The following is a 21,108-nucleotide window of genomic DNA, read 5'->3' as shown; positions in this document are numbered from 1 at the left end:
TGAATCCAGATCGAACTTGCCGACATCGTCGCCGGCCGCGAGCCTGAAATCGACCCGCAGGGGCTGCTCTACGAGGCTAGACCTCCGCAAGGTCGCCGAGTGCCTCGATCAGCGGCTGGATCTTGTGCTCGTAATTCTTCCAGCGCTTCACCGAGGTTTTGTAGACGGGTTGGCGAACCTGCCAGCGGCTCGGGGTCGCGACTGTGCGATTGCTTTCATTGAAGCGCAGGCAAGCGTCATCCCAGGGTAGACCGAGACGGTCGATCAGGCGCCGGGTTTCGACCTCGGGGTCGGCGATCATCGCTTCGTAGCGGACCTCGTGGATACGACCGGGCAGGATCGCGTTCCAGTGGCGCATCAGGCGGTCGTACTCCCGGTAGTAGAGGCCGAGCTTGGCGAGATCCGCATTGTAGCCGTGCTTGTCGTTGAAATCGGGGGTCGTGAAGCACGAGACACAGTTGTCGATAGGGTCGCGGCGACAGTTGATGATGCGTGCATTGGGTAGGATCAGCGCGATGAGGCCGATCAGCTCGAAATTGTGAGTCAGTTTGTCGGTAACGCGCAGAGCGCCGGGAGATGACTTCCGCACGAAACGGAGATAGTCCGCTGCCAAGGCGCGGGATCGATCCTTGCCCATGGCCAGGACAGATTCGCCAAAGGCTCCGACCGACGCGCGGGAGAGACCGATGGACATGGCGAGGTGCCACATCTTGGAGATTTCCCCGGCGCCGTGGACGCTCGGGTGGCTGGCGCAAATCTGCTCGGTGAGAGTCGTTCCGGATCGCGGCATTCCGAGGATGAAGACAGGGACTTCCGATGGATCACCGAGGCCGGTCTTCGCTTTCAGCAATAAGGGGCTGAACAGGTCAATCATGGCGTCGACCCAACGGCGATAAGCCGCGACATCGTAGTCGCGTCCGGCAACCTGCTTGGCCTGCTGGAAATGATCGACCGCTTCGTCGTAACGCTTGAGGTCGTTGAGTATCTTGCCGGCCGCCTGGTGAAGATGCGTCGCTTCAACAGGAGCAAGCGCCGGATTGGCCAATTCGGCGATGATCGATTTGAGTTCGGGGGGCTCACGGGTAAATTTGATTGAGGCGGCCAGGGCGCGGTAGGCAGCGGGCATGTATGCGCGCCGAGCGATGGCTTCCTTGAGATAGGCCGCTGCCTCGTCCATGCGGCCAAGGCTGGTAAGCGCATCGGCGTAGCCTATCCTAACCCCCTTGAAGTCGGCGTCGATCCGGAGCGCCTTCTCGAAAAAGGGCAAGGCGAGTTCCGCGTTGCCGGCCTTGACATGGGTCATCCCGAGGCCGCAAAGCGCCCCGACGAGATTCGGCTTTGCCGCCAGCGCACGATGGAACGACTGCACCGCTAGTTCGTAGTCAACTGCCTTTTCGTAGGAAGCGGCGAGAGCGAGGTTGAAATAGGGATCTTTGGGTTTCTCTTTGACCGCCTTCTTGAGATACAAAATGGCGAGGTCGGTTTGATCGCTGTCGAATGCCAGCGTTCCGGCCAGATAGAGCGCTTGCGGATGGTGTGGATTGGATTGCAGAATCTTTACGCACAGTTGTTCGGCTTCGCGGAACTGCCCGCGCTCGCGAAAAGCGACCGCCTGGCTGAGCAGTTGGTCGTCTGTCGGGCCGTGGACTGGCGGCTTGGAGGCCGAGCCCTGGGCAGTCCTAAGATGTTTGGACCAGGTTGGCGGCAAACGGTTTTTCATGCCGGCTCGCTAGCAAAATCGGCTGAATGAATCCAGAACCATCTGGCGCCACCATTCCGCGGCGGCTGCTCTTGCCGTCCTGCGCCGACTGCTGCTTCATTGCTGCCGAAGGCGCCGGGGAGGTTGTCCGGCAGCAACACACCTTTTGAGATTTCTATGTCAGGACCGGAAGTCGCCATCGATCTGGGCCGCATCGAGCGCAATGCGCGCGTCGTCGCCGCACGGTGCGCTGAGGCAGGCGTCAAGGTGTTCGGTGTCACCAAGGGCACCTGCGGCATGCCACAGGTGGCGCGCGCCATGCTGCGCGGCGGCGTCGTCGGGTTGGCCGAATCGCGCTTCGAAAACATCCGCCGGCTGCGCGACAGCGGCATAGCCGCGCCGATCATGCTGTTGCGCAGCCCGCCGGTCGCCCGAGCCGAGGAGGTGGTGCGGTCGGTCGATATCAGCCTGCAGTCGGAGCTCGCCATCATCCGCGAGATCTCGCGCATCGCCGAGCGCATGGGCAAAGTGCACGACATCATGCTGATGGTCGACCTCGGCGACCTGCGCGAGGGTATCTGGCCGAACGACCTCCTGCCGACCGTCGAGCAGACGCTCGAGCTGAAGGGCGTGCGGATCGCCGGCATAGGCACCAATCTCGGCTGCTTTGGCGCCATCATGCCGACGCCGGACAATCTCGGCCAGCTCGTCGCCCACGCCTACAAGATCGAGCGGCTTGCGGGCATCAGCCTCGACTTCGTTTCCGGCGGCGCGTCTTCGTCGCTGCAATTGCTGCTCGATGGCACGCTGCCCGCAGGCATCAACAATCTGAGGGTTGGCGAGGCGATCCTGCAGGGCGGGATAGAGACGTTCCGCGAACAACCGTGGGAAGCGCTTGAATTCGACGCGTGCCGGCTGACGGCGGATGTCATCGAGGTGAAGAAAAAACCGTCGCGGCCGATCGGCCAGTCGGGCTACGACGCCTTCGGCAACCAGCCCTATTTCCCCGATGAGGGCGACCGGTTGCGCGCGATCGCCAATATCGGCCGCGAGGACGTGCTCGTCGAGGGGCTGACGCCGATCCACAAGGGCACGAGAGTACTCGGTGCGTCGAGCGACCACCTGGTGATGGATGTGAACGACGCCGATCCGCCTGTCGGGGTCGGTGATCGCGTTTCCTTCCGCATGAGCTACGGAGCCATGCTTTCCGCCATGACCTCGGAATATGTCGAGAAAGTGCCGATGCACGACGTCGAGATCGCGCCGCGCCGGAAGATGGTGCAGATCGTCGCCGACCGCCGGGCCGCGGCCGTGCTGGCGAAGCAGGGTGTCGGCGCGCGGCTGGAGGCGATGGAGTACGACGTCGTCGAGCCGGGTGATGCCGCGCGGTTGCCTGCGGGACTGATGCGGCTGTCGGCCGGTGGGGACAGGCGGATCGCGCTTTCGGCGCTCGCCGCGACGGTGGGCGAGACGCATTCGCTCGGACTGATCCGAATCGATTCCAGGGCAGCACTCGAAATGCAGCGCGATGCCGCCGGAGCGGCAATGGAAAATTCGGTGCTGTCGCAGGCGCTCGGGCGGATGGACGAGAAAGGCCCGCTGCAGCCGCAGCTCTCGCCGGAGAACGTCGTGCTGCTCGGCCTGCGCGAGGCAAGCCCTGCCGAGGCCGCCGTGCTGAAGCAGTCGCGCGTGACTGTCTTCACCATGGCCGACATTGACGCGATGGGTATGCGCGACGTCATGCGCGAGGCGATAAGGATCGCTACCAGGGGCACCGTCGGATTCCACGTCAGCTATACGCCTGCGGCGACCGAAATATCGGGCTGGGCCGAAGGCTCCGGCGGCATGACGGTGCGCGAGACGCATCAGGCAATGGAACTGATAGCGCTGAGCGCCGGCATGATCTCGATGGACGTGTCGGGGCTGACCGCCTCGCTCGACGAGCGTGTCACGGCGGAGACGCTGAGCTTTGTTATGTCCGCCTTCGGCAAGCGGATATTGTAGGATCGAGCAAAGCCTCTTCGCAGGCCTACTGCTTCAAGACCGTCGATTGTGAGCCAGCAACGACCTGGTCGACGACCAGCAGCTTGACTTGGTCGGCGCCGATGTTGGTTCCCCAATGCCATTGGTCGATCATCTCGACGATGAAGTCGCCGGCCTTGAACGTATCGCTCTTGCCGGTTTCGGCGCTGGTCACCTTGAGCGTGCCGGCAAGCACATAGGCGTAGCGCGGGAACGGATGCTTGTGGACCGGCAGCTTCGCACCCGGCGCAATCTCGAAAATCGAGGCCGTCACCTCGACATCGCCCTGCGGCAGCACGATGGCCTGGCCAGTCGAGGTCACGCTGGTCGACTTCACCGGCGTCACCACCACCGGCGCGGCAGCGCCGCTGTCCAGCGCATAGGCCGCCGTGAAAGAGGCGCCTGCCAGGAACAACGCCGCAACCACGAGAATTTTACGCATCGCCGCCTCCGCCAAGATGCGGCAGCTTAACAGATGCAGTGCTTTGGCAAACCGCGAAGTCGCAAGCGCTAGCGAGTTTCCCCGGCACGGTGAGCAAACCGCTAAAGCGGAGGCCGCCAAATGGCCGCGCTTGCATTGGAAGGAGAAGCGCCCCGCCGAGGGCCGGCGCCTAGCTGGGGGCTTGGGAGTGGGCGGCGCCGGCCATGCGGAGGGTGGTCCACCGCGAAGGGATCGGATCACGCCAGGCGACCCGACGCTATTACGTCATCGCACCATATGGTTAAGCCGGAGTTCATGCAGCGTCCGCTAATGTAATATTCCGCAATGCAATCCTGGATTGCTGAGAAAAAACAAATTACTGATATTATTGCGAAATCCCGCCCATGCGCCCTATCCGGGATGGCTTTCGATTACCGGTTCGCCCGGCCTCACGCGCACGGGAAACAGCCGCCTCAACACGACGTAGAAGACGGGCGTCAGGAACAGGCCGACGATGGTCACGCCGAGCATGCCGGAAAAGACGGCGGTGCCGAGCGAGCGGCGCATCTCGGCGCCGGGGCCGGTCGCGATCACCAGCGGCACGACGCCGAGGATGAAGGCGAAGGCGGTCATCAGGATGGGCCTGAGCCGCAGCCTGCACGCCTCGGCGACGGCTTCCACGACCGTTTCGCCGCGCTCCTGCGCCTGCCTGGCGAACTCGACGATCAGGATGGCGTTCTTGGCCGCCAGCCCGATCAGCACGACGAGGCCGATCTGTACGAGCACGTTGTTGTCGAGCCCCCGGAAGGCCACGCCAAGCAAAGCCGCGAGCACGCCGAGGGGCACCACCAGGATGATGGCGAACGGCATCGTCCAGCTTTCGTACTGAGCCGCAAGCGCGAGGAACACGAACAGCACCGACAGGCCGAAGATGAAGATGGCGGTGTTTCCCGTCTGCCTCTCTTGCAGGGCCAACTCCGTCCACTCGAAGGACGTACCCTGCGGCAGGGTCTGGGCCGCGATCTCCTCCATCTTGGTCAGCGCGTCGCCGCTGGAGACGCCGGGCGCGGCGTTGCCCTGCACCGGCACGGAGACGTACATGTTGTAGCGCTGGACCAGGGTCGGTCCCGCGACGTCGCGGATCTCGACCAGCGTGCCGAGCGGCACCAGCGCACCGTTGGCCGAGCGAACCTTGAGCCTCAGAATGTCGTCTCGGTCGATGCGGAACTGCTGGTCGGCCTGCGCCTGCACCTGGTAGACGCGACCGAAGGCGTTGAAGTCGTTGACATAGGCCGTGCCGAGATTGATCGACAGCGTCTCGAATATCTGCGGTATCTCGACATTGAGAATGCGCGCCTTGTCGCGATCGATCTGCAGGAAGAATTGCGGGCTCGACGCCGAGAAGGTGGTGAACACGCCGAACAGCCCGGGCGTCTGGTTGGCCTTGCCGACGATTTCGTAGGCGAGTTGCAGGATTGGACGCATGTCGGCGCTGTTGCGCTCCTGCAATTGCATCTTGAAGCCGCCCGAATTGCCGACGCCGGGCACCGGCGGGGGCGGCACGGCGATTATGAAGGCCTCCTGGATCGACTGCAGCGAGCCGAACAGCGTGCCGATGATCTGGTCCGCCGACTGGCCGGCGGCCAGCCGATGCTCGAACGAGTCGAAAGCAGCGAAGATAACGCCGGCATTGCTGGCGTTGGTGAAGGTGGCGCCGGAGAAGCCGGCAAAGGCGACCGCGTCCTTCACGCCCGGCGTGCTGCGGATGATCTCGGACGCCTTGCGCACCACGGCATCGGTTCGCGATAGCGAGGCGCCGTCCGGCAATTGCACGACGACGATCGCATAGCCCTGGTCGAGCGTCGGGATGAAGCCGGTCGGCACCGTCTGGGCCATGTACACCGTGCCATAGAGGAGGGCGCCGAAGACGGCGAGCATGGCAAGCAGCGCCGTCCAGGTGCCGACGAGAAAGCGGACGAGCCGCGCATAGGCCGAGGCCATCCTCTCGAAGCCATTGTTGAAGCCGTCGGCGAAAGCGCGCCCCACCCGTGCTGGCCAGAAGCGTGGCGGCGCCGCATGCGCGTCATGCGGCTTGAAGAGCACGGCGGCGAGCGCCGGCGACAGCGTCAGCGAGTTCAACGCCGAGATCGCGGTAGCGACCGCGATGGTGATCGCGAACTGAAGGTAGAACTGACCGGTGATGCCGGGAATGAACGCCGTCGGCACGAAAACCGAGATCAACACGAGCGAAATCGCGATGACCGCGGTTCCGACCTCGTCCATCGTGCGATGCGCTGCGCTCTTGGGATCGAAACCGAGACGGATGTTGCGCTCGACGTTCTCGACCACGACGATCGCGTCGTCGACCACGATGCCGATCGCCAGCACCAGGCCGAACAGCGTGAGCATGTTGAGCGAGAAGCCGAGCGCGAAGAGCACCGCCAGGGTGCCGATCAGCGAAACCGGTATCGCCACGATCGGTACGATCGCCATGCGCCAGGACTGCAGGAAGACGATGATGACGATGACGACGAGCACGATCGCCTCGAGGATCGTCTTGTAGACTTCGTTGATCGATTCGGCGATGAATTCGGTCGGGTTGTAGACGATGTCGTAGGCGAGCCCGGGCGGAAAATCCTTGGCGAGCTCCGCGATTGTCGCCTTGATCTCGTCTGCTGAGGCGAGGGCATTGGTGCCCGGCCTCTGGAAGATGCCGAGCGCCACCGCGTTCTTGCCGTTGAGGTAGGAGTTGGTGACGTAGTCCTTGGCACCGAGCTCGATGCGCGCGACATCCCGTAGCGTGATCAGCCGTCCGTCCTCGGTCGCCTTCACGATGACATAGCGAAAATCGCGCGCGTCCTCGAATCGGCCCTGCGTGGTGACGGTGTACTGGAAGGCCGTGCCGGTATCGTTGGGGGGCGCGCCGATCGAGCCGCCCGAGACCTGAACGTTCTGCTCACGCAGCGCCTGAACGACGTCGCCCGACGTCATCCCAAGTGCTGAAAGCTTCTCCGGATCGAGCCAGATGCGCAGCGAATACTCGCGCTCTCCGAAGATAATGAGGTTTCCGACGCCGTCGAGGCGCAGCAGGATGTCGCGCACGCGCGAGCGCGCATAATTGGAGACATAGAGCTGGTCGTATGTGTCATCGGGCGACAGCATGTGCACGACCATCATCAGGTCGGGAGAGCTCTTGTTGGTGACGACGCCCTGCCGGCGCACCTCCTCGGGCAATCGCGGCTCGGCCGTCGCGACCCGGTTCTGCACCAGTACCTGCGCCTGGTCGAGGTCAGTGCCGAGTTCGAAGGTGATGGTGAGCTGCATAGACCCGTCGTCCGCCGAATAGGACGACATGTAGAGCATGTCCTCGACGCCGTTGATCTCCTGCTCGAGGGGCGTCGCCACGGTGGCCGCCACGGTCTCGGCGTCGGCGCCCGGATAGCTCGCCTGGACGACGATTGTCGGCGGTGCGATCTCAGGATACTGCGCGACCGGCAGCTGGGTATAGGCAATGCCGCCGACGATCAGCAGGACGATCGACAGGACCGATGCGAAGATCGGTCTGTCGACGAAGAAATGGGAGAAGTTCATTGCGGCGCTCCGGCCCCCTCGGCTTCGGGCGGGAGGGTGACGATCTCCGCCTTCACCTTGACGCCCGGCCGTACCCGCATCAGCCCGTTGATGATGACGGTCTCGTCGCCGGTCAGTCCCTCGCGGATGACGCGGTAGCCGTGATTGCGCGGTCCCGGCCGCACCGGCTTGGCGCTGACATTGCCTTCGGCGTCGACGACATAGACGATGCGGCGGTCCTGGTCAGCGCCGATCGCTTCGTCGGGAAGCATGACGCCCTTGTAGGGAAGCGAGCCCGGCACGTTGATGCGTCCGAACAGACCGGGCTGCAGCACGCCGTCCGGATTGCCGAAGCGCGCGCGCAGTCTGACCGTGCCGGTCGCGGAATCGATGCGATTCTCCGCGAAGTCGAGCTTGCCGGTGAAGGCGGCGTTGTTGCGGTCGGCGATCCGCACGGTGACGTCGAGCCCACCCGCGCCTTCCTGCAGGGCGCCGCCGCGCTGGCGCGCGTCCTGCGCGTAGGCCAGGTAGAGCCGCTCGTCGACGTCGAAATAGAAGTCGATCGGATCGGTCGCCACGATGGTGGTGAGGAGCGTCGCGTCGGGTTGCACGAGATTGCCGACCGAGACGAGGCGGCGGTCGATGCGGCCTGAAAGCGGCGCCTTGATCTCGGTGAATTCGAGGTTGAGGCTCGCGGTCCTCAGATCGGCCGTCGCGCCCTGGAACCCGGCCTCGGCGGCGAGGTTTTCGCGCCGCCGGTCGTCCAGCGTGGCGGTCGACAGATTGCCGCTGTTTGCGAGTTCCTCCGCGCGCTGCAGTTGCAGCTTGGTGAAGTCGAGCAGGCTGGTGGCCACGTCGACACGGGATTTTGCCGCCTCGTGCGCCGCCTGGAAGGGGCGCTGGTCTATGGTGAACAGCAGATCGCCTTCCTTGACGATCGCGCCATCCGTGAAGTGGACCTCCTGGAGATAGCCGCCGACGCGCGCGCGGATCGCAACCTCGTCCACCGCCTCGAAGCGGCCGACGAATTCATCGTCCTCGACGATATCCCTCACGACGGGCTTGGCCGCCGTCACGGCCGGCGGCTCCTGCTGCGCCGCCGCCTGTCCAGCGAAAAACATCCCGGCGAGCAGGCCTGCCTGAACGGCGAGATATCGAAGCTGGAATTTCGGCACGACTGCGGAGACGTTTTGCTGTCGGCTCATGCATCCCTCATGGCGCTTGGTCTGGCTCAGGCTGGCACAGTGTGCATTGCAGTGCAACATGACGGCAAGGCATCTGGGCTCGCCCGGTGTTGGCGGTATCTAGGTGCTCGCGAGATCGATGCAAGCTCATCGTGTCAGGAGAGGTGGCGTGGGTCGGGGTGCTTAGCGTCTCGCGCAGGCCTGGTCTCTCGCCGCGGCGATCGCGCGTTCCTGCTCCTGGAGGTTCTCGATTTTGGCGGTCTGGCGGTCGGTGACGGCCGTGGCGACACGTGTGCCGCCCGGCACCCAGTTCGGAATTTCAGTCCGAGCGACCCTGCCGCGATCGATGGCGGTCCGCGAAATCTCCTTGGCCACATTCGCCAGCGCGTCGTTCAAGTCGTTGCAACCCATCGTCGTGTATGCGGAAGCATCGACCGACGTGCGCCCGATCGTCGGCGAGCAGCCTGCGAGCAGCAACACGACGATCAACCAGTCGGTGAGACGCGCCAGCATGGGGTGCTTCATTTCCGCACCTTAGCGCTGCCGTGGCGACGGCGTCGAGCGCAGCGCGGAGATTTCGACCGCGCATGCGGCGATGCCAAGCAGCATCGCGGTGTAAAAGGCGATGGAGACGCATCGCGCTTGTGAGGTGCTCCGGTATGGCTTAGGCGATGGCGCGACATCGACGATCGCCAAAGGATTGCCGGGATGGACGCCATATCCGAATTGCAAGCTGCTCTCGGACCCGAGGCCTGCCTGACGGGTCCTACGCTCGACGCAATCGCTCATCGCTCCGACGCAAGTGCTACCGGCCGCGATCTGCCTCTTGCCCTGTTGAGACCGGGTTCGGTCGCGGAAATCTCAATGGCGCTGGAGATCTGCCATCGTCATCACCAGCCGGTCGTGCCGCAGGGTGGCATGACAGGGCTTGCCGGCGGGGCGAACTGCCGCCCCGGAGACGTGGCCCTTTCGCTCGCGCGCTTTGATGGCGTCGAGGAGATAGATCCCTTTGCCGGGGCCATGATTATACGGGCAGGAACCGTGCTGGAAACGGCACAGAACGCCGCTGAAGATGCGGGCTTCCTGCTGCCGATCGACCTGGGCGCTCGCGGCTCCTGCCAGATCGGCGGCAACATCGCGACCAACGCCGGCGGATTGCGCGTGATCCGGCACGGAACCGTGCGCGACAACCTGCTCGGACTGGAAGCGGTGCAGGCCGACGGGACCGTGCTGTCGCACCTGTCGCGGATGCAGAAGAACAACACCGGCTACGACCTGCGTCATCTCCTCGCCGGCTCGGAAGGCACACTCGCGGTGATAACCCGCGCGGTGCTGCGCCTGCGTCCTTTGCCGAAGAACGTCGAGACGGCAATCTGCGCCCTGGAAGGCTACGATGCCGTGCTCGCCCTGATGAGCCTGGCTCGGACCGAGGTGACGCTATGCGCCTTCGAAGCCATGTGGGCGGATTATTTCGAACTATGCGGTGGGCGGCGTCTCTTCGCCGACATCCCCCCCTTCACGGTGATTGTCGAAACCGAGGGGGGCGGTCTGGAAACACTTCTGGAGCGTGCCTTTGAGGACGGGATCATTTTCGACGCACTTGTCGCACGGTCGCGCGCGGATGCACGACGGTTCTGGGAAGTACGTGAAGGCGCGCTTCCCGAAGCGCATCTGCCCGACATCGCCAATTTCGACGTGAGCCTGCCGATCGCCTCCGCCGACAGCTACGCGCGAGCCTGCCGCGTGGCAATCGCCGAGGCGCTGCCGTCGGCACGCTCGTTCTTCTTCGGCCACATCGGCGACAGCAATCTTCACATAATGGTGGAGGTGCCCGGGTATTCCGATGCGGATGTGCATGCGGTGGACCGCATCGCCTACGATATCGTCCGCGACATGGGCGGCGTCATCTCCGCCGAGCACGGCATCGGGACGCTCAAGCGCGACTGGCTGGGCCATAGCCGCGGCGCCGGCGAACTTGCCGCGATGCGGGCCATCAAGGCCGCGCTGGATCCTGCCGGGATCCTCAATCCCGGCAAGGTCCTCTGACGTCAGGCGGCTGCCAGATAGGCCATCGCGATTTCGCGCATCTCTTGCGCGGACAGGGCCTCGCCATGCCCGCCATGGGCGACCGCCACGTCGAGCGCGGCGATCCGGGCCATCGTCTCGCGGTATGCCGACTTGTCGCTATGGGGCAGGTCGTCTACCAGCGTGCCGCGATAGATGGCGTCTCCTGCAAAGAACAGGCCGCTTTCCCGATCGATCAGGCCGATGCTGCCGGGCGAGTGGCCGGGAAGATGCAACACCTCAAGGCGGCGGTCGCCGAGATCGATGACGTCGCCCTCCTCCACCATCGCGGTCAACGGGGCGGCAGGGATGCGCCATCCGTCCTTGTGCCAGCCGGGCTCCGGCGGAACGGTGACGGGCTCGTCCAGCGCGCGGAACATGTCGGCGAATGTCGCGCTCTCCGGCATCGACGCCAGGGCCGCCGCCTCGCTCGAATGGGCGTGGCGATCGGCGAACTCGTGGAACCCGCCTATGTGATCGGCATGGCTGTGCGTTGCGACAGCCATCAGCTGCGCCCCGCTCGCAAAGCGGATCACGACCGGCGCGAGCGGGCGCAGTCCCATGCCGAAATCGACGACGAGATCAGCATCCCGCCCGCGCAGAAGGAAGATGTTGCCCCGGAAGAACCGGTGGACATGCGGCTCGTGAATCCGGAACAGTCCGCCGCCCAGGTCCGCGATGGCGAACCAGCCATCGGTCGCGTCGCAACTCATTCGCCCGCTCCCGCGACGCTCGCCGTGAAGGGGGCCTCATCGATCTCGATGACCTCGTTGTGAATACTGGGAGAGGCAATAGCAGTGGCGAAGTCACCGATGCTGGAGACTTTGCGGTAACGCCAGCCGAAGCCTCTGGCGATCGGCTCGAAGTCCGGCGTGTAGATGTCGACGCCCACCGGCGGGACTCCGGCATTGATCATGTAGGACTTGATCTCGCTGTATCCTCTGTTGTTCCATACGATCAGACGGATCGTGGTCTTGGCCTCGGTCGCGCATGCCATCTCGGCGATCGTGAATTGCAAGCCACCATCGCCGATGACACCGAACACCGGCCTGTCGGGAGCGCCCAGCGCCGCGCCGATGGCCGCCGGAAGCGCGTAGCCCAAAGTGCCGAAACCGGTCGCAGAACAGAAGAAGCTCGCCGGGCGCGGTGCTCCGAACGCCGTGCAGCCAGCATAGACCGGCTGGGTGGAATCCCCGACGACGATGGCGTCGGGGCGAGTCTGCACCAGCAAGTCGAGCATCTGCAGCCCGGCGGACAATACGGGGTTCATCGCCGTTTCGACTTCATGCCGGGCAGCGCGCGCGATTGCGGCGCCGGCGGTGGCGGGCGACCCCTCGGGCAGCGCCTCAAGCACCGCCTCGGCCGTCAGCCTTGCATCGGCAAGGAGCGGAAGATCAGCCCGCAGTCCGCGCATCAACTGTTCGGCGTCGAGATCGGCTCGGGCAAGCCAGCCGGGCAGGCGGCCGGAGGCAGGCAGACGGTCGGCGAAATCCGTTGGTCCGAACTCGGTTCCGAGTGCGAGCGTCGCGTCGGATTCCTGCAAAAGCTTCATGACGGCCGCAGAGTCGCCGGTCAGCGGCACGGCGAGCGGATGATCGCCCGGTACGATGCCTCGCGCGTTGACCGTCATCACGACCGGTGCGCCAAGCCGCTCCGCCAAAGAGCGAATCGCCGACGCCGCACCAATGGCGCCGCCGCCGGCCACGATCAGCGGGCGCATGGCCGCCGATAGGCGCGAGGCTATCTGGACGCCGGTGTCCGGGCAGGGAGCAGGCGGTTGGGGCAGCGCAAAGCGCCGGGCCGCCGGCATGAACGAGGCATCTGAATTGAGCAGCCCGACCGGGATCTCGATGTGGACGGGTCGCGGCCGGCCGGCCGCGAACAACGAGAAGGCCCGGGCGAGGGCGGGTTCGACCGCATGGATATCGAGGATCGTGTGACTGAAAGCCGAGACCTCTCGAACCAGGGCGCTCTGGTTCTTCAGCTCATGCAGATGGCCACGGCCCGATCCCATCTCTCCAACTGGATTGACGCTCGATATGACCAGCATGGGGATGGAATCTCCATACGCCTGACCCATCGCGGTGACGATGTTCGTCATGCCGGGTCCGGTGATGATGAAGCAGACGCCGGGCTTTCCCGTCACCCTCGCATAGCCGTCCGCCATGAAGCCCGCGCCCTGTTCGTGTCGGGGCGTGACGTGGCGGATTCTCGAATTCTCCAGCCCGCGGTAGAGATCGACGGTGTGGACTCCCGGAATGCCGAAGATCGTGTCGACGCCGTTCGCTTCGAGGATTTCCACTAGATATGTGGCAAGGCTTCGCATTCCGTTCTCCACTTCTGGCGGCTCACATGTGGCACGGCTGGAGTCGCGCGTCGATCCATCCGACTCCGATCAAAAGGATGGCAGATTCCGGTTTTGGTCTGCTTGAATCCACAGCAGGCTGCACAAAGATCTGCCATTTGATAAAGCGGTTTAGTAAATCGCTTTACAACCAACGAATACCGGGGTTACGGTTTCGATGTAAAGAGCCAGCGGTGGAACGAGCCTGGATGTCAGCGGCTGATCATGCACAGCGTCGTCGTGAGTTGGAGGCGCTCCGGTGACGCCTCGAGCGCCCCAACGTCGTGCTGCCGCGGTGACGATCCGCGATGTCGCGGCTGCTGCTCGACTGTCGGTGACGGCCGTCTCGCGGCACTTCAACAACCGGATCGTTCTGCCCGCCGAGACCGTCGCGCGGATCGAGGCTGCCGCCAACGACCTCGGCTACAGGGCCAACGTCACGGCGCGCAGGCTGAGCCTGGGCAGCAGTGAATCACTTGGCTTCGTCCTCTCAGATATCGCGTATCCGTTCTTCTCAGCCATCGCGAGCGCGGCGGAAGCCGAATGTGCGCGGCTGGGCTACAGTCTCCTGATCTTCAACAGCAGGAATATTGCCGACAACGAGATCGCCCATCTCAGACGCATCGAGAGCGCCCAGGTCGACGGCATATTGTTCATGACCAACCACCCCGGCGCACCTGAGATCGCCGAAACGATCAACCGCGTGCGCAATGTCGTCCTGCTCGACGAAGACGTTCACAGCGCCGAGGCGCCGAGGCTCTATGCCCGCAATCACAAGGGCGGCCAGCTTGCCACCGAGCATCTTCTTGCCGCGGGGCATCACAGGATCGCTTATGTCGGCGGCCCTGAAGGCCTGATCTCCAGCTCTCAACGGCTTGCCGGCTATCGTCAAGCGCTCGAGGCCGCGGGGCTTTCGGTCGATCCTGAACTGATCCGGTTTCCCGGTTACGAGTCGAAGGATGGCGAAGCGGCCTTTTCCGCGTTCGATCGGCTCGATGATCCCCCGACGGCGATCTTCGCCGCAGCCGACGTGGTTGCCTTGGGCATTCTCCGATCGGCTCGACGGGCCGGGCTGTCGGTGCCGGAAGACCTGTCCATCGTGGGATTCGACGACATTCCGAACGCAGATGTTGTCGGCCCGCCGCTCTCCACCGTTCGCCAGTCCGCCGAAACCTTCGGCGTGCGGGGCGTCCAACTGCTGGTCGGCCTGTTGAAGGGCGAACTGGCCGAAGACGTTGTCGAGTATGTCGATGTCGAGCTCGTCGAACGCAGCTCCGTCGCTCCACCGCGCCTACGCCGTCACTGGCGTACCGCACCCGGAAAAACGTCGACCGCCAAAAAGGCGGCGGCGAAGAGCAATCGAACCGTACAGGGGAAAAGAAAATGACCAATCGTTTTGCAAAAGACCAGGCAGAGACATTGCTGCAGAAGTTCATGGACGGTCATATCGACCGCCGCAGTTTCCTGACCGCGCTCGGAGTGGTGGGACTTGGGGTGGCGCTGCGTCCCGGAGCGGCACATGCCGCCGAAAACGAGATCGTGCTGTGCAACTGGGGCGGCGTTGCCGTCGATGCCTTCCAGCAGGCATTCGGCGGTCCGTTCACCGCCCAGACCGGCATGAAGCTCGTCATAGACGGCGCCGGTCCCGCCATCGGTTCGGTGCGCACCATGGTCGACAGCGGCAATGTCATCTGGGATGTGATGGACAACGGTCTGATCGACGCCCGCGTCCTTTCGGCCGGCAACTATGTCGAGCCGATCGACTACGGAATCGTCGACAAGAACAAGGTCCCCCAGTTCTCGCAGGAGTTTGGCGTCGGCAACTACGCGTTCGCCAACGTCCTGTTCCACAACAAGAAGGCGACCGGTGTCGAGAAGCTGACGGACTGGAAGGATTTCCTCGACTTTGAGAAGATTCCAGGCAAGCGCACCATGTGCAAATGGGTCCAGGGACAACTCGAACCGATCCTGCTCGCCGACGGGGTCGCGCCCGGGGATCTGTATCCGCTCGACGTCGATCGCGCCCTTGCCAAGCTTGAGCCCCATCTCGATCAGTTCATCTTCTGGGAAGGCGGCGCGCAGAGCCAGCAGCTCTTTCGAGACGGCGAAGTGGTGATGGGCAACATCTGGCACACCCGCGCCAAGCTGCTTGCTCAGGAGAACCCGGACTACGCCATCACCTGGAACCAGAACATGCTTCTCATCAGCGCCTGGTCGGTGCCGAAGGGCAACCCTGCCGGCAAGAAGGTGTTCGAGTTCATCAACTCGGCTCTCGATCCGGAGCCGCAGATCACCCTTCTGCGCCTGATGGGCAACGGCCCGACCAATCCGGCGGCCGAGGCGCTGATGACCGATGAGGACCGCGTCTTCAACCCGACCTCGCCGGCCAACACCACCGGCCAGGTTCTGGTCAATCCGGAATGGTACGCCGAGCACGAGGCAGAGTTGCAGAACAAGTTCCTCGATTTCATCGCCACCTGATCCCCGCGGACGGCGCTCCGCCGCTCCCTGCCGATGCAGGGGGTGGCGGATTGCCCCGCGACACGAACCTGCATTGATCCTTGAGCGGCACGGACATGTCGTCACGCTTCGAACGATTTGCGCTGTATCTGACCGTGCCCGCGGGCCTGTTGGTCATACTGCTTTATGCGCTGCCGATACTTCAGGTGCTCGCCCTCTCGCTGACCGAGGGAAACGGAGCGCTCGCGAACTACGAACGCCTGTTCACCAGCCGCGCGGTGAGGCGGGTCGTGCAGACAACATTGACCGTTTCCATAAGCACCACGCTCATCACGATGGTGATCGCCTATGTGATCGCCTTCGGGATGATCCACATGAGCAACCGGCAACGAAAGATCGCTCTCCTGATGGTGTCGATTCCGTTCTGGGTTTCCGTGCTGGTGCGCGCGTTTGCCTGGATCACCATACTGCGTTCGCAGGGCCTGCTTAACAGCGGTCTGATGTCCATCGGTGCGATCACCGAGCCGATCCAGCTGGTCTACAACCGCGTCGGCGTCACCATCGGCATGGTTCATTACATGGTTCCGTTCGCCGTCCTTCTCCTTTACGCCAACCTCACCGACATCGACAGGCGCATTGTCCAGGCGGCCCGTTCCCTGGGCGCTGGGCCGGTGACCGTGTTCCTGCGTGTGTGGCTGCCCATGAGCCTGCCCGGAATCGCGGTTGCCTCGCTGTTCATTCTGGTATTCTCGCTCGGCTTCTTGATCACGCCGGCATTGCTCGGCGGCGGCCGCACTTTGATGATCGCCGAATACATCTCTGTGCAAATCTCCAATACCGGCCGGTGGGACCTCGCCACGTCGCTTTCGGCAGCACTTCTGCTCGTCGTCGGCCTGCTGCTCGCGCTCGCTTTGCGCAGCCCGGCGATGCGCGCCGCTTTCGGGGGAGGCGCAAAGTGAACGCGAATACACGCAACCGCCTGCTGATGGCCCTCGTCTGGGCTCTCCTGCTTTTCCTGTTCCTGCCGGTTCTGGTGGTGATCCCCGTCTCCGTCACCGACAAGACCTATCTGTCGCTTCCTGTCGATGGGGTGTCCTTCGAACACTACGCCTCGCTTGCCGATCCCGCGCGGGGCTGGGTTCCCAGCTTTCGAAACTCGGTCATGGCCGCCGTCGCGACAGCGATCATCTCGACAGCCATAGCGGCGGCTTTCGCGGTGGGCGCCTGGATCCGGGCCGGCTGGTGGCCCTCCTCGGTGCGGCTGCTGATGCTCTCGCCGCTGATCGTGCCGCCGATCATCTATGCCGTCGGCGTGGTGCGGGTGCTGTCGAAGATGTCGATGCTCGACACGTTCTGGGGCGTGCTGATCGTCCACGTCGTGCTGTCCTTGCCGATGGCGTTCCTGGCCATCGCCGCCTCGCTCTCGAACCTCGACAACCGCATCGTGACGGCGGCGCGCAGCCTGGGCGCCAGGCCGATGACGGTGTTTGGGCGTGTCATCCTGCCCAACATCGCGCCGGGCCTCGCCGCCGGCGCATTCCTGGCCTTCATCAGCTCCTGGGACGAGATCACCGTCACGCTGTTCATCACCGCACGGCACTTCGTGACGCTGCCGCGGCGTATCTACACCTCGATCACCGATTCGATCGATCCGGCGCTCGCGGCAATCGCCTCGGTTTTGTTGATCGCCACCATGGCCGTGCTGATCGCACAGAGCCTGTTCTCCGGCCGCCGGAAGCGAGCGGGGCTGCCGAACTAGGCTTTCATTTCTCTCATCCCACGAAAAGGAAACTCCGATGAGCCAAGCGCATGCAATGAGCGATCACGAATACAGGGAGAAGGTCTTCTTCCAGACGTTCGGATCCGTGCCCGAGCCTGCCTTCCACGATCCTGCCGAGCAGCAGGAAGTGTGGGGAGGCGTCTGGGGCTGCTCCAACGATGTCGGCAAGCTGCGCGCCGTGTTGATGCACCGTCCCGGCGACGAGGTTAAGGTCGTGACCGCCGACAAGCCGATGCCCGAAGTGGGAGGCTATGGCGATCCCGAAAAGGGTTGGTACTGGATCGGCAAGGAACTGCCCGATCTGGGCGCGATGCAGAAGGCCCACGACCAGTTCACCGGCATCCTGCGCAAGGAAGGCGTGAACGTCGTCCTCGTCGGCGAGGCGGCGCCGGGCCGCATGAAGCAGGTCTTCACCCGCGACAGCTGCATCGGCATCAAAAGCGGCGCCATCGTCACGCGTCTCGCCCGCAAGGTCCGGCGCGGCGAAGAACTGCCCGTCACGCGCGCGCTGGCGCGCGCCGGCTGCCCGATCGTCGCCACGCTGACCGGCAACGCCGTCTTCGAAGGCGGCGGTTTTGCCAACATCGACGACAAGACGGCTGTGTGTTGCGTGTCGGTGGCGTGCAACGAGGAAGGTGTGCGCCAGTTGCAGGCGATCCTCGGCTATCACGGCATCGAGCTGATCACGCTGCCGGGCATGGGTTTCCGCATCCATATCGACGGCGCCTTCAACATGGTCGACGTCGACAAGGCGATCGTGAACCTCAACGAACTGCCCTGGTTCTTCATCGAGTACCTGCAGAAGCGCGGCATCAAGCTCATCGAGCTTCCGCCGGAGGACAACGCGTTCTCGCTCAATTCGCTCGCCATCGCTCCGAGCAAGGTCGTCATGCACGGCAGCCGCTCGAAGCGCCTCGAGGATCGCCTCGCGGACGCCGGCGTCGAACTGATTACCTGCGACTACGAGCCTGTCGAAGCGGGCGGCGGCGGCATCCACTGTTCCACTGCGCCCCTTGCTCGGGACCAGGTCTGAGATGTCCTTTCTCGTCGTTGACAGCCTGACGATGGCCTACGGTCCCCTCAAGGCGCTCGATGACGTGTACCTGACGGTCGAGGAGGGGGAGTTCATCTCCCTCCTTGGCCCCTCCGGGTCGGGCAAGACGACCCTGCTGATGTCGCTTGCGGGTTTCAACAAGCCCAATTCCGGCAGAATCCTGCTCGACGGGCTGGATATTACCGCCAGGGAGCCCGAGGATCGCAATTTCGGTTTCGTGTTTCAGGGCTACGCGCTTTTCCCGCACCTGACCGTCACCGGCAACATCGCCTTCCCGCTCAAGATCCGGAAGTGGACGCCCGCGCGCATCCGCACGCGCGTCGACGAGATGCTCGCGCTCGTCGGGCTGGAGAGCTTCGCCGATCGCAAGCCCCGCCAGCTCTCGGGCGGTCAGCAGCAGCGCGTGGCGCTGGCGCGCGCGCTTGCATTCGGCCCGCGCGTGCTGCTGCTCGACGAACCGCTGTCTGCGCTCGACCGGATGCTCAGGGAGCAGATGCAGACGGAACTGCGGCGTCTCCACAAGGAGACGGGAGTCACTTTCCTCTATGTTACGCATGACCAGCAGGAAGCGTTGACGATGTCCGACCGGATAGCCGTGTTCGAGAAGGGCAAGATCGTCGAGGAAGGTGCGCCGACCTGGCTGTTCAGATCTCCGAAGACGCGTTTCGTCGCCGAATTTCTAGGCGAGAACAACTTCGTGCGGGGAATCCGTTCGAATGGCGTGTGGCAGGGGTTCGGAGCGAGCTTCTCGCTGCCCGAGGCGCGCGATCCCGGCGGCGACACCGACGCAGCGACGCTTTGGCTGCGCCCCGGAGACATCGATTTGGGGCCAGGCGGTGAAGCCGACATCAGCTTTTCCGCAACGGTCGAGGATTTCGTCTTTGGCGGCACGCAGAACCGCCTGGAACTGCGCCTTCCCGGTGGGGAGAGCATCGCAGCCCTGATTTCCACCGACCTCCGGGCCAAGGATGTGCTCGGACAGAACCTGACATTCCGTGCCCGACGCGAGGCCGTCGGCGTGCTGCGATAGCAAAGAGGCGGCCAGACAAAGCCGCCCGCAAACTGAAAGGAAGAATTTGTGACCGGTACCGCCAGACTGAAGCCCGTCGTGCTCCCGGACTACGGGGTTCCGCGCCATATTCCGAAGATCGCGGCGGCGACCTATCAGGCGCGTTTCGCGCGCTTCATGGACCGGATCACCGAGAAGGGACTCGACGCGGCAGTTGTCTACGCCGACCGTGAACACTGCGCCAACATGTCCTGGCTCACCGGCTTCGATCCGCGTTTCGAGGAAGCGCTGTTGGTCGCGGTGCGCGGGCAGGATCCGGTGATCGTCACCGGGCCGGAGAATGCCGGCCCCGCGGCCGCCTCCCTGCTTGGCGCATCCTCCCTGGTGTGGCCGGGGTTCGGGCTCTTGGGGCAGGACCGGACAAAGGCCTTGCCGCTGCCGGACCTGCTCGCAAAGGCAGGGCTCCAGAAGGGGCACAAGATCGGTGCGGTGGGCTGGAAATACTTCTTGCCCGTCGAGGTCATAGATGCGGATGGCGCGGTTGATCTGCCGGCCTATGTCGCTGCATTGCTTGCCGCCATCGGGCCGGTCTCGAATGCGACCGGCATCATGATGAATCCGGTCGACGGGCTGCGCGCGGAGATCGAGATCGAGGAACTCGCGCGCTTCGAGTTTCTCGCCACGCACGGCTCGGAATCGGTCAAGCGCGTCATCTTCGGCCTCAAGCCCGGCATGACCGAATTCGAAGCCGCCAGCCTGATGCAGCCGCTCGGCTATCCGCTCTGCTGCCACCCGATGCTTTCGACGGGCGAACGCGCGCGCTTCGGGCTCGGCAGCCCTTCCGATGTGGAGATCGAGAGGGGCGCGATGTTCACCACCGCCTTCGGCTATCAGGGGTCGCTGACGGCGCGCGCGGGATATGTGGTCGAGAGCGCGGATGAACTGCCAGCCGACGCCCGCGACTATGCCGACGCCTTCGTCGCCCGCTATTGGGAGGCCGCCGCCGAGTGGTACGAGACGATCGGCATCGACGTCACCGGCGGCGAAATCGACGCAAGGATGCGCGCGCGGCTGGACAATGATTTCTTCAAGCTGGCGCTCAATCCCGGCCACCTGCTTCATATCGACGAATGGATGCATTCTCCGATCCGTCCCGGGAGCACGGAATCCTTCCGTTCCGGCCAGGCAATTCAGCTCGATATGATACCGGCGCCGGGCAATGCCTATTTCAGCACCAATATCGAGGACGGCATCGCTTTGTTGGATGAACGGGGCAGGGCGGAATTCGCCGAGCGCTTCCCTGATGCCTGGGCCAGGATCGAGGCGCGCCGCGCCTTCATGGCCGACGGACTGGGCATCCGGATGAAGCCGGAGGTGCTGCCCTTCAGCAATCTGGCGGGCTGGCTTCCGGCCTATCTGCTCAACCCCGGTCTCGCCATCTCGCGGGCCTGAGAACGAAGTCGGGGCCGGTAGAAACCCACCCCTTGCACACTTGTGGAGG

The 21,108-nt window shown here is 64.0% G+C and carries 16 protein-coding genes; 9 read left to right on the top strand and 7 right to left on the bottom strand.

What is annotated here, in order from left to right; genetic code table 11:
* Positions 1-76: 76 nt before the first annotated feature.
* Positions 77-1,720 carry a sulfotransferase gene (locus ABLE71_RS02475; RefSeq protein ID WP_348781787.1) on the bottom strand — a complete coding sequence of 548 codons (1,644 nt, stop codon included), beginning with the start codon at positions 1,718-1,720 and terminating at the stop codon, positions 77-79.
* A gap of 156 nt (positions 1,721-1,876) precedes the next feature.
* Here ABLE71_RS02475 and ABLE71_RS02470 point away from each other — a divergent pair, with 156 nt between their 5' ends.
* Positions 1,877-3,703 carry an alanine racemase gene (locus tag ABLE71_RS02470; RefSeq protein ID WP_348781786.1) on the top strand — a complete coding sequence of 609 codons (1,827 nt, stop codon included), beginning with the start codon at positions 1,877-1,879 and terminating at the stop codon, positions 3,701-3,703.
* A 25-nt stretch (positions 3,704-3,728) separates the two neighbouring features.
* Here ABLE71_RS02470 and ABLE71_RS02465 read toward each other — a convergent pair whose 3' ends face one another.
* From ABLE71_RS02465 to ABLE71_RS02450, 4 genes are all read right to left on the bottom strand, one after another.
* Positions 3,729-4,163 carry a cupin domain-containing protein gene (locus ABLE71_RS02465; RefSeq protein WP_348781785.1) on the bottom strand — a complete coding sequence of 145 codons (435 nt, stop codon included), beginning with the start codon at positions 4,161-4,163 and terminating at the stop codon, positions 3,729-3,731.
* Positions 4,164-4,553: 390 nt separating this feature from the next.
* Positions 4,554-7,733, bottom strand: coding sequence for a multidrug efflux RND transporter permease subunit (locus tag ABLE71_RS02460; RefSeq protein WP_348781784.1), 3,180 nt, complete (start codon positions 7,731-7,733; stop codon positions 4,554-4,556).
* Positions 7,730-8,833, bottom strand: a complete 1,104-nt coding sequence (locus ABLE71_RS02455) for an efflux RND transporter periplasmic adaptor subunit (protein ID WP_348783635.1) — start codon at positions 8,831-8,833, stop codon at positions 7,730-7,732. Before ABLE71_RS02455 ends, ABLE71_RS02460 begins: the two co-directional genes overlap by 4 nt.
* A 246-nt stretch (positions 8,834-9,079) precedes the next feature.
* On the bottom strand, positions 9,080-9,421 hold the full coding sequence (locus ABLE71_RS02450; RefSeq protein ID WP_348781783.1) for a hypothetical protein: 342 nt from the start codon (positions 9,419-9,421) through the stop codon (positions 9,080-9,082).
* A 183-nt stretch (positions 9,422-9,604) separates the two neighbouring features.
* On the opposite strand from ABLE71_RS02450, the gene ABLE71_RS02445 reads away from it, so the two are divergent.
* The gene (locus ABLE71_RS02445) at positions 9,605-10,942 is read left to right on the top strand and encodes an FAD-binding oxidoreductase (RefSeq protein WP_348781782.1); all 1,338 of its coding nucleotides are present in this window, start codon (positions 9,605-9,607) and stop codon (positions 10,940-10,942) included.
* Between the two features lie 2 nt (positions 10,943-10,944).
* Here the strand turns inward: ABLE71_RS02445 and ABLE71_RS02440 are convergent, their stop codons facing one another.
* Together ABLE71_RS02440 and ABLE71_RS02435 are read right to left on the bottom strand one after the other, a co-directional pair.
* Positions 10,945-11,673 carry an MBL fold metallo-hydrolase gene (locus tag ABLE71_RS02440; protein ID WP_348781781.1) on the bottom strand — a complete coding sequence of 243 codons (729 nt, stop codon included), beginning with the start codon at positions 11,671-11,673 and terminating at the stop codon, positions 10,945-10,947.
* The gene (locus tag ABLE71_RS02435) at positions 11,670-13,286 is read right to left on the bottom strand and encodes a 5-guanidino-2-oxopentanoate decarboxylase (RefSeq protein ID WP_348781780.1); all 1,617 of its coding nucleotides are present in this window, start codon (positions 13,284-13,286) and stop codon (positions 11,670-11,672) included. The genes ABLE71_RS02440 and ABLE71_RS02435 overlap by 4 nt, the downstream gene beginning before the upstream one ends.
* A 277-nt stretch (positions 13,287-13,563) precedes the next feature.
* Here ABLE71_RS02435 and ABLE71_RS02430 point away from each other — a divergent pair, with 277 nt between their 5' ends.
* The 7 genes from ABLE71_RS02430 to ABLE71_RS02400 all read left to right on the top strand — a co-directional run bounded on the left by ABLE71_RS02430 (position 13,564) and on the right by ABLE71_RS02400 (position 21,059).
* The gene (locus ABLE71_RS02430) at positions 13,564-14,691 is read left to right on the top strand and encodes a LacI family DNA-binding transcriptional regulator (RefSeq protein WP_348781779.1); all 1,128 of its coding nucleotides are present in this window, start codon (positions 13,564-13,566) and stop codon (positions 14,689-14,691) included.
* A complete protein-coding gene (locus tag ABLE71_RS02425; protein ID WP_348781778.1) occupies positions 14,688-15,785 on the top strand; it encodes an extracellular solute-binding protein in 1,098 nt (365 codons plus the stop codon). The genes ABLE71_RS02430 and ABLE71_RS02425 overlap by 4 nt, the downstream gene beginning before the upstream one ends.
* A gap of 95 nt (positions 15,786-15,880) precedes the next feature.
* A complete protein-coding gene (locus tag ABLE71_RS02420) occupies positions 15,881-16,723 on the top strand; it encodes an ABC transporter permease (RefSeq protein WP_348781777.1) in 843 nt (280 codons plus the stop codon).
* A complete protein-coding gene (locus tag ABLE71_RS02415; RefSeq protein ID WP_348781776.1) occupies positions 16,720-17,523 on the top strand; it encodes an ABC transporter permease in 804 nt (267 codons plus the stop codon). The genes ABLE71_RS02420 and ABLE71_RS02415 overlap by 4 nt, the downstream gene beginning before the upstream one ends.
* 37 nt (positions 17,524-17,560) lie before the next feature.
* Entirely contained in the window at positions 17,561-18,577 is a 1,017-nt protein-coding gene (locus ABLE71_RS02410) for an arginine deiminase family protein (protein WP_348781775.1), read from the top strand.
* Position 18,578: 1 nt separating this feature from the next.
* Entirely contained in the window at positions 18,579-19,628 is a 1,050-nt protein-coding gene (locus tag ABLE71_RS02405; RefSeq protein WP_348781774.1) for an ABC transporter ATP-binding protein, read from the top strand.
* Positions 19,629-19,676: 48 nt separating this feature from the next.
* Complete coding sequence (locus ABLE71_RS02400) at positions 19,677-21,059, top strand: aminopeptidase P family N-terminal domain-containing protein (RefSeq protein ID WP_348781773.1); 1,383 nt, start codon at positions 19,677-19,679, stop codon at positions 21,057-21,059.
* Positions 21,060-21,108: the final 49 nt, after the last annotated feature.

It is taken from the genome of Mesorhizobium sp. KR9-304, from assembly GCF_040049215.1.
Lineage (GTDB): Bacteria > Pseudomonadota > Alphaproteobacteria > Rhizobiales > Rhizobiaceae > Mesorhizobium_K.
Note: the sequence above shows the minus strand (reverse complement) of the source record. Positions and strands in the feature narration are given on the sequence as shown.